Genomic DNA, 11,891 nt, shown 5'->3' with positions numbered 1-11,891 from the left:
GACTTAGCCCTCCTTGTCCGCTGCTTTCAGTTCTGCAGCTTCGCGCAGCTGCGGAGCGACTGACTTAACGGCGGCTTGATACCCGGCGTCATACCCGCGTTTCCACACGCGGCTGAGGTAGGCCGCAAGCGTCGCCTTGTCCATGTGCTTGATTGTCTTGTAATCCTCGCGGCGCATCTGACCGGCAAGCTGCAGGTCGTGCGCGGTATGCTTATTGGCATTTACGGTCGGCATCAATCTTCACCGCCTTCCGTGTCGTCAGGCTCGTCGGTAGGGAGGACCTCGCGGCCATCGGAGCCGTTATACGGGCCGACGACACCCAGCTCCTCCAGTGCGTCAATCAGACGCGCAGCCTTTGCGTAGCCAACGCTCATACGGCGTTGCAACAGCCCCACAGTCGCTTTATTCTCTGCCCGAACAATGGTAATGGCCTGCTGAATGTCGGGGTCGTCCAGGTCAACCTCGGGGCCATCCTCGCCCTGCATATCCCCCTCGTCCTCCGGCTCCTCGTCGGTATCGCCAGCCTCGTCCTCGTCAATGACCGGCATGAGGCCGCTGCGCAATGCGTTCTTTTCCAGCACATCGCGGAAGAAATACTGCTGCCAGTAGGTAATCATCTTCACCAGAATGGACTCGATCTTGGTGCGGAGCGTCTTGCTGATGGTAAAGGTGCCGCCCGTTACCTTCGTGTCCAGACCGCCGTCCTCGAAGATCCAGGACATGGAGGCGTCGGGGCTGCGGTAGCCGACCTCCTCGACGTTCTCCAGCATGGAAATCTGCGCGTCCATGCCCTGTACGGGCTTGATGGTAAAGATGATGGGGTATCTGTCTTTTTCAAAGCGATAGACGAGATCGTGCTCATCGCACAGGCCCTGCATCTTCTTCTTTTGGGCTTCATACATGGAAATTTCGCTCATGGTGGTAACTCCTTTCAATTCAGTTGAGCAGAAGCAGCGTGCCATTCCACGCCGTCTGCACTTGATATTTCTCCAAGTCGGCCTCAGTCACATACTTGCGGCCGAAGTGGTCTTTCATGGTCTTCCAGATGTCCCAGGGGACGCAATAGACCATGCCGGAGCTGAAACCGGCGATGACAAAGCAGCGAGCGCCGAGCGCCTGATGCCTGTCCATATAGTCCTGCTGGCTCTGGAGGACGCGGCTCTGCTCCATTCGGTCGGCGGCGGTGAATTTCGCCTCGAACATGACCGTCCTGCCGCCCTTGATGGTGCCTTTATAGTCCGGCTGTGCCTGCTTTTCGTAGTAGGCGATGAACTTGCCATTGCCGAGATTTTTCGTGGGGTGCATCGGCTCCGGCGTCTTTTCGATGATCGCAAAGCCTTTCTGTGCGTAGTAGGCAAAGGAATCGTCGATGCGGCTCTCAAACTGCTTACCGCGGGCTTTTGCGATCTTGCCGAGCAGCTGGCGCTTCGGGTCTTTCTTCACAGTCATGAGAGATACCCTCCCAGCCATAGCCCGCCGGCGAGCATTCCCAGCCCGATGCAACCTTGCCGGAGTATCTGGCTCATGGGGATAAGGTCGCAATCGCTGGCGCCGGCAGTTCCGAGGACCAGGAGGAAGCCGAGCGCGGCGATGATGCCGCAGGCTTGCCGAAATCTCTTTCGCGTCATGCTCGTTACCTCCAGATGTATTCGCGGCAGAAGATGTGATCTCCGATCTGCCCCCATACGCGGTCATTCTCTCCATTGCGGGAGAAGAAAACCACGTCGGCGTCAAGGATCGTGTCTCCATACAGAGCGCCGTTGATGGCGTCATACTGCGCTTGCGTCGGCGTCGCGGTGCTGACCGTGTAGATGGTGGAGAACTGGGGAACATCGCCGTTCTCTCCTTGGTGCAGCACATCGTGTACTGTGTCCGGGAAAGCGGAGTGCAGCACGCGGTTGAAAACGACTTCGACAACGGCCTGCTGCCCCTCGGCGCTCTGATTGCCGGCTTCGAGGAATACGACCGCAGCCAGCTCTGCCAGCTCCTCGTCAGTCATTTCGATGTTGACATACCGAGCTGCACGGGCGGGACGATCTTCGGCCCAGGTAACTTGCTCAGCCTCGGTCTTTTCTACCTCTAAAAGCCTGACAGGTGCTGTCGTTGCTGGGTTTTCTAACTTGCCGGTCATTTGTGCTGACGCTGCGGTTTCCTCGCTGACACTAATGCGGAGAGCTACGATGCAGGCTAAAACTGCGAGCAGGCAGATAAGCGGCGCCGGCGAAGCCCTCCTTTTTCTTCTTCGTTTCATGTTTTCCCTCCTATCTGCTTCATGCCCGGCCCGACCGCTTTGCGCGGCCCGCTGTTGAGCGCGCTTGTCTGCCGGATGATCGTTTCATATGCGGACTTGAAACCGTCGTAGTTGTAATACTCGTATGTCTTTACGGTGCCGTCGCCAAAGGTGCGCTCTCCTGTTGCAATCAACCGAGAGGGGCCACCCATAGCCTCAATGACGCGCCTGATATCCGTTCCCTCCGGCAATCTCGCCACAGCCTCCTCCGGCGTTTTCCCAAGGCCCATATCGAGCTTGAGGTAATTCCACGCCTGGTCAATCCGCGCCCTCACTTCGGCCTGCACCTTTTCGGCTTTTTCCTTGAATTCTGCGATAGTCGGCGGGAATTTACACTCGCGCACCAACTTTACAACAGCCTGCTGCCCCGTCCAGAAGTCGATCTCCGGCAAGCAGGTCACCCACAGATTGATGGTAGGGCCGAGCTTTGCGATGCCGCCCTTGAAAACCTCTGCATTCGGATAGGCAAGGAGCATCACGGCGAATATCTCGCTCATTTCCTTGTGTGTCATAGGCTTTCCTCGCTGGCGTACATCTGGTGGAGCTGCTGCAGGTCGTCCATAGCACTCCCGCTGGCGCTTGGTCGGCTGCCGTTGCCGCCACGGATGCCCCAGCGTTCACGGCTACACTTCCGAATGACAAGATTCCAGTCGCGCCACTTGTTCTTGTTGCCGTGCATTTGAGCGGACTCGTCTATGTAGTCGATGCAGCGCGTCAACTCTTCTTCGCCGAGGTCGTCGATCAGCCGGGCGTATTCCTCTTCAGTGAGCCGCACCCATCCATGCGCGCCGTGCTTATGGCGGGGGACCTCGTGGTGGCCATCTTCTGCAGCGTTATACTGCGCCGTTACGGTAGAACGCTCGTTGTAGCGCGCTGCCAGGTACTCGCGGAAACGATCGTTCTTGACCTTGCGAATCTCGCTCAGCAACGGCTTGTTGAGCTTTTCGGACGTCGACCAGTTGTATCGACACCAGTTAAGGATCAGCAGCTCCTTGGTCTGCGCGCTGTACCGAATGACATTGTGCGCGCTATCCAGGCGTTTCAGCAGGCGTTCCACGGAATCGTTGTTGTACCCTGTCTCGTTGGCAATTTGCTTGATGCTGACCTCGTAACAGCCGCAGAGATTGGTGTGCGGATTGGTCATGCAGTAGAGATAGATGTACCGATCCTCGGGCGTAAAGTCATCGACGACCTTGCTGTCCGTCCAAAAGTCCATGCTGATATTCCGATAGCTCGCCATAGTGTTCACCTCCTTCGGTGGGCTGTCGCCCGGTTTCCCGGGCGACCATATCAGAACGGAATCTCGCCGTCGTCCTCACTGACTTCCGCAAAGTCACCGCCGTAATCCGACGCAGGATAGCCTCCGGAGGCCGCGCCATAGGAGGAGCCGCCCGGCGCACCGTAGCTCGGTCCCCGCTGGGGGTAGCCTCCCTGCGGAGCATAACTACCTTGCGGATAACCGCCGCCGTCACCGTCGCGTTTGGAATCCCCAAAGTAAACATTGTCGGCTACAATTTCGGCGGATCGGCGCTTGTTGCCGTTGTTGTCCTGCCAGTCGCGGATCTGCAGTCGCCCCTCGACGACCGCCATGCGTCCCTTGCTGAAATATTTGCAGACGAATTCAGCGGTAGTTCGCCAGGCAACGATGTCGATGAAATCCGTTTCCTTTTCCCCGGACTGGCTTTTGAAATCGCGGTCGCAGGCGACGGAGAAGCTGGTCACAGAAAGACCGGACTGCGTACGCCGCAACTCTGGGTCGCGGGTCAATCGACCCATGACGATGATCTTATTCAGCATCGGCCGTAGCCTCCGGCTCGTCAGCGTTTCGCAGCACCAACATCTTCATGCGGTACAGCGCACTGCGCGCCTGCTGAATGGCGTCGAGAACTCTTTCGACATTGTAGCTGTTCTCACCCTTGATGGTCGCTTCCAGCACATCACGCTCAGTTTCGGCGCGGATCAGCTCCTCGTAGCGATCCTGCGGAACGAGGACAAAGCCGGGGTCAAGCATCAGGTCAGCGACCAGCTCAGCGGGGGTCTTTTTGGTATCTTCCATAACGGTCTCCTTTCGTTTCTTTCTCAATGATTTCGATGGCCTTGCGGCACTGGCCGACATCAAACATTCCGATGTGGGTCTTCTCCACGGGCAAGCCCATCTTCTGAGCCAGCCACGCATAGGCCGCGTTGCGGTGGCCGCGAAAGCGGCCGTACTTCCACAGAGGGTCAAATACGGCGTGTGCAGCCTTTTTCCAATTCCGCAGTTCCGCATTGGCGAGGCGGCCAAGGGGCTTATCCGTCCCCTTATGAACACCGACATACGCCATGCAGTTCCGGCAGAGATAGATTTTGCCGTAGCTCTTGCCGTAGATGACCTTGCTGTCGACATACTCGGTCTCTCGACCGCAGTAGTCGCAATAGACTTTCCTCACGGATGCCATGCCTCCTTGTATCTGGCGATCTGCTCGGGGGTGTCGGTTTCGATGCCGACCTCCTGGCACTCGGAAATGATGCCGTCCAGAAAGACGCTCATTTCTTTCGTGGAATATTCGCTGGTGCCTTTGATCGCCCGGTAATGAATGAACTTCTTCCCCTCGACATAACCGACGCCGGTTTCGGCGTAGTGCCGCGCCACCAGCGCGGGAGGGACGCCCTCCCGCAGGGAGAACAGCACCTTGCACTCGTTTCCGGCCTCGTCGGTGTATGTCTCGCCGGTGCCGTAGCGCCGGAGCATTTCCTCGTAAACGGAGTCCTTGTCCGACTTCACCGCGACGGCCAGTTTCTCAATCAGCGACCATGCGTAGTTGTTCGCGTTGAGACTTCGGGGGACGACGCGTCTTTTGATGGAGAATGTAATCTCCTGATCGCCGAGCGCGTCCCACAGCTTCTTGCAGCTCTCTCTGGTCGTGATGGTCAGCACGCTTTCTCCGGTGCGGGAGAACGACCAGTCTTTCAGCTTGCCGTTCATAGCGTCGCCCACTTCTCCTGGTATACCTGCATCAGATCGGTCGCGCGCAGCCAGTCGAGGAAATCGGAAATGACAGGAAAAATACTGGGTGCTTCCTCACGGCGGTACGTTTCCGGCCATACTGCACTCCCGTTGCTGGCAAGATAGGTGAACTGCCGCGCTTCAGGAATCAGCTCGAAGTAGGTGGGGTGCTGTGTGCTGGAAAAGAACTTTCCGGTGTCGTAGCTCTTGGTAAATTTGATGTCGATGATCTCCCCGGCTTTCAGGCAGTCCAGACGGCCATACAGAAGCAGGCTCACGCCGCCGACCTCGATGGTCTTTTTGACCTTGTACTGGAGGACGCCTCCGGCGCAGCGCCGGGCGACCTTTTCTGCGGCGGCATACCACGGATCGTTGGGATCGGCGCAACCGTTGATGATGTCCGTCACCATATCCTCGAACTTGATGCCGTTCTGCATGGCCTCCGTGGTCGGCGTCGGATCACGGCGCAGCGTCTGCATGAATTCGCTCATCGGATCGCGCTCTGTCGTCATGTCCTCGTAGGGGTTTTCCTTCATGGTGTAGAGCCAGGACGCCAACAGGGAATGGGTCATCAGATAGCGTCCCATTTACTCCGCCTCCTTTGCCTCCTCGGGCGCAGGCGTGTATTTCTTCAAAACCTTGTCGAAGAACAGGCCGCATTCCTTGATCTTTTTGTTCCAGAGAACGCCCAACTCCTTGTTGGAGGTCAGCGCGTGCTTAATGGCCTGATATTTCGGCATGGCGGCGTTGGCGGTGTCTGCATCGACAATGTCGGCGATGATGGCCGTGCCCTCAACCATCGCGGCCTCGTATGCCGCCTGATCGACTGCGTTCTGCTCGACCTCGGCGGTGGCCTTGGCGTTGTACTCGGCGAACAGCTTCGTCAGGAAGTCGTTAGGGCTGGTCGGGCCGAGTGCGGGGATCTTGCGAATGCCGGAGATACCGCGCGTCCCCTTGGCGAAATACCTCTCGCAGTTGGAGAAGCCGATGGTGCGGTCATTGCCGTAGATTTCCACGAAGCCGCCCAGGTCCATAGGCTCCCAGACGTTGTTTTTCGTCTGGCCCTCGACCTTGATGCGGAGGCGGGTGTTGTCGCCGTCCTTTTCCTCCGTGGCGTGGAACACGATGACGATGTTTTTCTGCAGCTCATAGAAGCAGTAGTCCATCAGCCGGACGAATTCCTTGCCAACAAAGCCGTAGCCTTTGAGGGAGAGGCTGCCGTCGCGCTGACCATACTTCGGGTCTTTCTTGATGGCCCACAGGGACATCAGCGAGATCAGCTTGCCGCCGGTATCGAAAACCAGCGTGTCGAAGTCCTGAAGATTGATGGGGGTGAGATCGCCGAGGATCTCGTCGTAGCTCTGGGGCTGGATGTACGGCTTGCGGTAGCGCGGCTCGATGCGGTCGATACCGAAGTCAACGTCGATGTGCAGGGGATTGGGGGCGGACAGCGCCAGAGTGGATTTCCCGATGCCGGGATAACCGGCGATCAGCATGCGGATTTTCTTCGCGCCCTCCTGGATGTCGTTCGGGTTTCTAATCATGGTGATAGCTCCTTTCAGTTGGTAGCGGCTTCGCGCCGCAGAGTGATGATTTCGTGGCACCGGAAACCGAAATTGCTTTCCCGGTACATTTCGGTCAGCTTGAAGTGCTCCTCATCATAAACGCTGGAACAGTTCAGCAAGCCCTCGGTCTTGTCCGGGTGATAGGCGCGGAATGCGGAGCAGGCCGAGCGACGGTCCGGGGCGTCAACCTCAGTCCAGCCGCCGAAAAACGGCTGGCCGTCCGTGCCGTAGGTAAAATAGAACTTTGCCATTATCGCGCCTCGCTTTCCCACTTGATACCGCCGCCGCTCAGACTGACGGCCATTGCGCCGAGGAATTTGATGTCGTCCTCGTCCAGCCCGATAAAGTCTCTCTCGCCGGGCGTGGTGAAGCCTTCTTTGAGAATCACGATGTCTCCGACAATGGGATTTCCGTGGCGCACGGTATCGTAGAGAATGCAGCCAAACAGGTTGAGCGGCAGACCGTGCAGCAACCCCTCTTCGTTGACGACCATGCAGAACGGACCGGGCAGGCCTTTCGGGTGCACGACCTCGATCCATCCACCGACAGCCTTTCCGATGGTCTCATAAGCAGGCTCGTTGAACTCCCTGACCTGCATCTTGTTTTCGGTGGTGATAACCAGTCCTTTCATCAATACTCCTTTCCGGGGAAGCACTCCGGCTCCTCCCATGCGTCGGACTGCTTGATGCAGATATCGCAGCCGACGATATTCAAATCTTTGTCTCTGAAAATTTCCTCGCACTCTTCACCACAGACGGGGCAAATCGGGAAGGTCGGCTCCTTGCCGTCCGGGTAGCCGGTGCGCTCCATGTTTTGGATAACGGGGTGGTCTGGCAGATTGTAGCTCATTCGGTTTCACCTGCCTCTGTGATGTAGCGGCGGACGGTGGCGGTCAGCCAGTCCTGTGTGGTGGCGTAGCCCTCAGCCTCTATCAGCCGTTGCAACGCCTCGTAGTCAGCGGTTTCAAGCCTTGCCGAGATACGACAGGTCAGCCGGTGTGCGTCCTTTTTGGCCGTCTTGCGGCTCTCTGCCAGTTCCGGTGCGAAGTGCGAATAAAGCGCCGCCATCGCGTCCGGCCGCAGGCTCACGCCGTAGGCATCTCCGTTCTCGCACTTGCTTTGAACGGTCTTGTCGTACTTGGGGTAGATGGCTTGTACCACCGCGACCATATCCTTGGCCGGTATCTGCTTGGAAAGCCGGAGCTCTCTCAACTCTTCTGCCACGGTAGCACCCCCTCACCTCTTGACTTCGCACAGAGCGGTTGGTAAACTGACTGTGGGTAAGCATTTGCCCGAGGTCGTTCCCGATGCAGCGGGGCGACCTCTTTTTTCGTTTCGCGGCAATCACAGGCTTCGCCCGGGTCATTATTGCTCCCGCAAAGCGGGCAAGTCCGGTAATATGCCATTCTTTCAACTCCCTTCATTTTGCGGATCTGCCTGCGCGTCTGGCTGCGGTTTTTGCGTCCAGCGCTTCGCGCCCACCTGGCTGCCGAAGTATTCCGTGGATCAGATCCAGCGTCGCTGCGGCGAGGTTGTCCCGTACAAAATCAGGAATCTCCGCCGTGTTGATATGTACTTCGTTCACCAGCTCGCTTTCCTCGGTTGGCGTAAACCTTGCGACCTGCATCGGAACCTCCTCTCTCCCATTAGTTCAAAGCTATTGAACTTCAATGGTAAAAAAATAAGCAGGAATGTCGGAATCGCCAATCTCCAGCAGAGAACAGGCCTTGGAAATCTCCGGCTGCTTAAACGGTACTTTGCTGTTGAGCTTCAGAGAAAGACTGCGCTCAGACATTCCCATCGCGCCGGAAAAGCGAGCCTGCGTTCCAAACTTTTCGGTGATGCGACCCAAGAGCTTGCTGTAATCGTACGCCATTTTTATCCTCCTTTCAACTTGTTCAAAAGTTCAATTTCCTTGAACCTGTCGTTAGAATACCATACGCCTTGATGATTTGCAACACATTTTTTCAAAAAAGTTGAACTTTTTTTCTTTTTGCTGTTGAACTTTTGTTCAAAGCCCTTTATAATGATGTCATCTGCAAGGGGAGGATAGACCAATGAAAGAGTACAGCACTTCTCAGCGTTTGAAGCAAATCATGGACATCAAGAAGATGCGCCAGGTCGATATTCTTCACGCTGCAGAGCCTTATTGCAAACGGTTTGACGTAAAGCTCAACAAGAACGATTTGAGCCAGTATGTTTCAGGGAAGACCCTTCCTGGGCAGGACAAGCTTACAATCCTCGGCCTCGCACTCGGCGTTTCCGAGGCCTGGCTTATGGGGTATGATGTCAGCATGGAAAGAAGCGTAACGCCCACCGCTGAAACGAGCGATGGGCGCACAAAAGAGTATATTGAGCTATTCGAGCTGCTGACCCCGGAAAAGCAAGATATCATCATCAATGTGATAAAAGGGCTTTTAGCTGGCTGATTATCATATCCTGCTGGCTTTCGGAAAGCTTTGAAAACAGCTCGGCCGCGAGCAGCGTTTTTAATATACTCCTCGCTGCTGCTTCCGATTGATGATCGTGTCCCATGCCCGGACTCCTTTCTTTGCAAAATTGCCATCTACGGCATCGTTATTCTATCAAAATTTATGCAGTTTCGCTTTGAAAAGATATATTATCACTTTCGACTGACTTCGCATCGTGGTATGGTGTAGGAGCGGGAGTTTGAGAAGCGAGGAGGTAAACATGAAAAGAGTGTTCAAAGGCTGGTCAGTTTTCTTATGCTGTGTATTGGCATTATCATTAGCTGGGTGCTCGTCCGAAGTCCAAGAAAGTGCCTCTGTCGATCAGGAGCTACAAGCCCACGAAGATAGCCTTTCTTCTATGCTGTCCGGAGATGTACCTGTTTTATCTTTGTCCGTTGGAGAAGAAGACGGGATATATAGCCTCCGTGTTTCCGTTGGAGCCTCCGGGAAAGTATCGTCTTTCGGGGACTATGTACTGGCAACGCGCGAAGCATTTGAAACTGAGTTCGATGCCGATTCTCGAGATTGTTTTTCTGTTAGCATGGCTGTGACTGGAAATTCAATGCTTCGCTTCAGCAGCGATGGCTATTCTGATGAGGCTGATACAATAAGTGGTCTATTTTCTGATACGAGATCCGGCTCTGTGGTAACCACCCAGATTTCCAGTCTCGACGATTTATTCGAGAAGTTCCCCGCAGCGCGCTTATATGCGGAAAACCATAAAATCGAACAATAGATACCCTATGGATATGGTATCTATACCGTATCTATAGGGTAGCGATACATCGCGTGCGCGCGTGCGTGTGCGCGCGATCGTGCGCGCACTGTCTCTGTACCTGTATCTGTATCTGAGACTGTATCTGTAATCTGTTTCTGATTCTGAATATCTACTACTGCAAATCTATCGTTAGAAGGGGGTGGCGCTGTTGCCGAGAAAACCTGCAAAGCACCCGGCGAAGCCGAAGCGGGGCAAGAAGCTGGAAATCGAAGAGCCGGGCGTTCTCTATGGCCGGTACAGCAGCCACAACCAGAAGGACATTTCCGTAGAGCAGCAGTTCGAAAAGGGCTACGAGCTGGCGGCGGAGTATGGCATCAGGATCATTGACACCTATGCCGACCGCGCCGTTTCTGGCCGCACCGACAAGCGCCGTGACTTCCAGCGCATGATGACTGACGCTGCAAAAGGGAAGTTCCGCTATGTAATCGCGTGGAAGTCTAACCGCATGGGGCGCAATATGCTGGAGGCTCTGATCAACGAAGCTCGGCTTCAGGATCTGGGCGTTCGCGTTCTCTATGTGGAGGAGGATTTCGACGATACTGCGGCTGGACGCTTCGCCGCCCGCTCGATGATGAATGTCAACCAGTTCTATTCCGAGAACATGGCCGAGGACATCAAGCGCGGCCTATATGACAACGCCGCGAATTGCATGGTGGCGAACGGCCATCTGCCCTACGGCTATAAAGCGGACGAAACGCTGCACTATGCCATCGACGAGCCGAAGGCTGCGGTTATCCGGGAGATATTCACTCGCGTTTCCTGCGGTGAGGCTTTCGTTGATATCATGGCCAGCCTGAATGTCCGGGGAATCAAGACCTCGTACGGTCGCCCGTGGGGGCGGTCGAGCTTTCAGAAGATCCTTTCCAACGAACGGTATCGCGGCATCTATATCTACGGCGATGTCCGCAAAGAGGGCGGCATCCCGAGGATTATCAGCGACGAGCTTTACTTCAAGGTCCAGGAGGTGATCACCACGAAGAAGAATCCGCAAGGGCGTCACCGCGTCAATGGTGACTATCTGCTTACCGGCAAGCTGTTCTGCGGGCATTGTAAAAGCCCCATGACTGGCGTCTCCGGCACCGGACGCTCCGGCAACCTGCATTACTACTACGTCTGCCAGAAGCGTCGAACGGAAAAGACCTGCGATAAAAAGAATGTACGCCGAGATGAAATTGAGCTGCAGGTCGCCCAGGCCATCAAAGACTATGCTCTGAAGGACGATGTTATCGAGTGGATCGCCGACAGCACGGTCGCCTACAATGAGCGCAAGGAAGCCGAGAGCAAGGTCGGCATTTTGGAAGACCAACTCGCCGGCACGGAGCATGGCATAAAAAACATCATGTCCGCCATCGAGCAGGGCATCATCACCGAAACCACGAAAAGCAGGCTGGTCGAGCTGGAGTCTGAGCGTGCTACCATCAAAGCTAATATCGCAGCGGCTCGGGCAGACATCGTGACTGTCAGCCGCGATGACATTATATCCGGCTTGGAGATGTTCCGAGATGGCGATGTTCACGATAAGAAGTACCAAGCGCGCCTATTTGACACATTCCTGGTCGCGGTGTATGCTTATGACGATGATCTGCGGCTGGTGTTCAGCTTCTCCGGCAATAAAAATACAATCCAAATCCCAATAGAATCCGCAGTTAACGCAGTAGAGAATAACGAGGCTGAGTGTTCGTTTAAGCTCTGCTCTGCTCCACCAGAAAAAAGCACTTGCGTAAGCAAGTGCTTTTTTCAACGAAATCCACCCTTTCGGGTGGGTGAAATACCGCTTCGCGGTGTGATATACGCCTGCGGTG

Annotated in this window: 22 protein-coding genes; 3 read left to right on the top strand and 19 right to left on the bottom strand. The window is 55.6% G+C overall.

Annotated features, from left to right (window positions below):
• Nucleotides 1-3 precede the first annotated feature (3 nt).
• From WMO66_RS03435 to WMO66_RS03345, 19 genes are all read right to left on the bottom strand, one after another.
• A complete protein-coding gene (locus WMO66_RS03435) occupies nucleotides 4-234 on the bottom strand; it encodes a hypothetical protein (protein WP_118729347.1) in 231 nt (76 codons plus the stop codon).
• Nucleotides 234-917, bottom strand: a complete 684-nt coding sequence (locus WMO66_RS03430) for a DNA translocase FtsK (RefSeq protein WP_279036567.1) — start codon at nucleotides 915-917, stop codon at nucleotides 234-236. Before WMO66_RS03430 ends, WMO66_RS03435 begins: the two co-directional genes overlap by 1 nt.
• A gap of 19 nt (nucleotides 918-936) precedes the next feature.
• The gene (locus tag WMO66_RS03425) at nucleotides 937-1,449 is read right to left on the bottom strand and encodes a Holliday junction resolvase RecU (protein ID WP_118729345.1); all 513 of its coding nucleotides are present in this window, start codon (nucleotides 1,447-1,449) and stop codon (nucleotides 937-939) included.
• Complete coding sequence (locus WMO66_RS03420; RefSeq protein ID WP_349134999.1) at nucleotides 1,446-1,628, bottom strand: hypothetical protein; 183 nt, start codon at nucleotides 1,626-1,628, stop codon at nucleotides 1,446-1,448. Before WMO66_RS03420 ends, WMO66_RS03425 begins: the two co-directional genes overlap by 4 nt.
• Nucleotides 1,629-1,633: 5 nt before the next feature.
• A complete protein-coding gene (locus tag WMO66_RS03415; RefSeq protein ID WP_349134998.1) occupies nucleotides 1,634-2,251 on the bottom strand; it encodes a cell wall hydrolase in 618 nt (205 codons plus the stop codon).
• Complete coding sequence (locus WMO66_RS03410; protein ID WP_342982921.1) at nucleotides 2,248-2,802, bottom strand: replicative helicase loader/inhibitor; 555 nt, start codon at nucleotides 2,800-2,802, stop codon at nucleotides 2,248-2,250. The genes WMO66_RS03415 and WMO66_RS03410 overlap by 4 nt, the downstream gene beginning before the upstream one ends.
• Nucleotides 2,799-3,530, bottom strand: coding sequence for a hypothetical protein (locus tag WMO66_RS03405; RefSeq protein ID WP_147574085.1), 732 nt, complete (start codon nucleotides 3,528-3,530; stop codon nucleotides 2,799-2,801). The genes WMO66_RS03410 and WMO66_RS03405 overlap by 4 nt, the downstream gene beginning before the upstream one ends.
• A gap of 50 nt (nucleotides 3,531-3,580) precedes the next feature.
• The gene (locus WMO66_RS03400; protein ID WP_349134997.1) at nucleotides 3,581-4,087 is read right to left on the bottom strand and encodes a single-stranded DNA-binding protein; all 507 of its coding nucleotides are present in this window, start codon (nucleotides 4,085-4,087) and stop codon (nucleotides 3,581-3,583) included.
• Nucleotides 4,077-4,346, bottom strand: a complete 270-nt coding sequence (locus WMO66_RS03395) for a hypothetical protein (RefSeq protein WP_118729339.1) — start codon at nucleotides 4,344-4,346, stop codon at nucleotides 4,077-4,079. Before WMO66_RS03395 ends, WMO66_RS03400 begins: the two co-directional genes overlap by 11 nt.
• A complete protein-coding gene (locus tag WMO66_RS03390; protein WP_147574083.1) occupies nucleotides 4,318-4,719 on the bottom strand; it encodes a DUF3268 family zinc-finger domain-containing protein in 402 nt (133 codons plus the stop codon). The genes WMO66_RS03395 and WMO66_RS03390 overlap by 29 nt, the downstream gene beginning before the upstream one ends.
• Complete coding sequence (locus WMO66_RS03385; RefSeq protein WP_147574082.1) at nucleotides 4,716-5,255, bottom strand: hypothetical protein; 540 nt, start codon at nucleotides 5,253-5,255, stop codon at nucleotides 4,716-4,718. Before WMO66_RS03385 ends, WMO66_RS03390 begins: the two co-directional genes overlap by 4 nt.
• Nucleotides 5,252-5,863, bottom strand: coding sequence for a hypothetical protein (locus tag WMO66_RS03380; RefSeq protein ID WP_349134996.1), 612 nt, complete (start codon nucleotides 5,861-5,863; stop codon nucleotides 5,252-5,254). Before WMO66_RS03380 ends, WMO66_RS03385 begins: the two co-directional genes overlap by 4 nt.
• A complete protein-coding gene (locus tag WMO66_RS03375) occupies nucleotides 5,864-6,820 on the bottom strand; it encodes an ATP-binding protein (RefSeq protein ID WP_147574080.1) in 957 nt (318 codons plus the stop codon).
• Between the two features lie 14 nt (nucleotides 6,821-6,834).
• Entirely contained in the window at nucleotides 6,835-7,092 is a 258-nt protein-coding gene (locus tag WMO66_RS03370) for a hypothetical protein (RefSeq protein ID WP_147574079.1), read from the bottom strand.
• A complete protein-coding gene (locus tag WMO66_RS03365) occupies nucleotides 7,092-7,472 on the bottom strand; it encodes a DUF3846 domain-containing protein (RefSeq protein WP_262564162.1) in 381 nt (126 codons plus the stop codon). The genes WMO66_RS03370 and WMO66_RS03365 overlap by 1 nt, the downstream gene beginning before the upstream one ends.
• Nucleotides 7,472-7,690 carry a hypothetical protein gene (locus tag WMO66_RS03360; RefSeq protein WP_349134995.1) on the bottom strand — a complete coding sequence of 73 codons (219 nt, stop codon included), beginning with the start codon at nucleotides 7,688-7,690 and terminating at the stop codon, nucleotides 7,472-7,474. The genes WMO66_RS03365 and WMO66_RS03360 overlap by 1 nt, the downstream gene beginning before the upstream one ends.
• On the bottom strand, nucleotides 7,687-8,064 hold the full coding sequence (locus WMO66_RS03355) for a hypothetical protein (protein ID WP_147574076.1): 378 nt from the start codon (nucleotides 8,062-8,064) through the stop codon (nucleotides 7,687-7,689). The genes WMO66_RS03360 and WMO66_RS03355 overlap by 4 nt, the downstream gene beginning before the upstream one ends.
• Before the next feature lie 196 nt (nucleotides 8,065-8,260).
• Entirely contained in the window at nucleotides 8,261-8,467 is a 207-nt protein-coding gene (locus WMO66_RS03350) for a hypothetical protein (protein WP_147574075.1), read from the bottom strand.
• Nucleotides 8,468-8,497: 30 nt separating this feature from the next.
• Nucleotides 8,498-8,716 carry a DUF739 family protein gene (locus WMO66_RS03345; protein ID WP_147574074.1) on the bottom strand — a complete coding sequence of 73 codons (219 nt, stop codon included), beginning with the start codon at nucleotides 8,714-8,716 and terminating at the stop codon, nucleotides 8,498-8,500.
• Between the two features lie 181 nt (nucleotides 8,717-8,897).
• On the opposite strand from WMO66_RS03345, the gene WMO66_RS03340 reads away from it, so the two are divergent.
• The 3 genes from WMO66_RS03340 to WMO66_RS03330 all read left to right on the top strand — a co-directional run.
• The gene (locus tag WMO66_RS03340) at nucleotides 8,898-9,269 is read left to right on the top strand and encodes a transcriptional regulator (protein WP_147574073.1); all 372 of its coding nucleotides are present in this window, start codon (nucleotides 8,898-8,900) and stop codon (nucleotides 9,267-9,269) included.
• A 262-nt stretch (nucleotides 9,270-9,531) separates the two neighbouring features.
• Nucleotides 9,532-10,047 carry a hypothetical protein gene (locus tag WMO66_RS03335; protein ID WP_147574072.1) on the top strand — a complete coding sequence of 172 codons (516 nt, stop codon included), beginning with the start codon at nucleotides 9,532-9,534 and terminating at the stop codon, nucleotides 10,045-10,047.
• Between the two features lie 190 nt (nucleotides 10,048-10,237).
• Nucleotides 10,238-11,891, top strand: a 1,654-nt coding sequence (locus WMO66_RS03330; RefSeq protein WP_349134994.1) for a recombinase family protein, incomplete at its 3' end; no start/stop codon positions are given.

Origin of the sequence: Faecousia intestinalis, assembly GCF_040096185.1 — a bacterium.
In the GTDB taxonomy this organism is placed as follows: Bacteria; Bacillota; Clostridia; order Oscillospirales; family Oscillospiraceae; genus JAZOXB01.
This window is presented reverse-complemented; position numbering and strand designations above follow the sequence as displayed.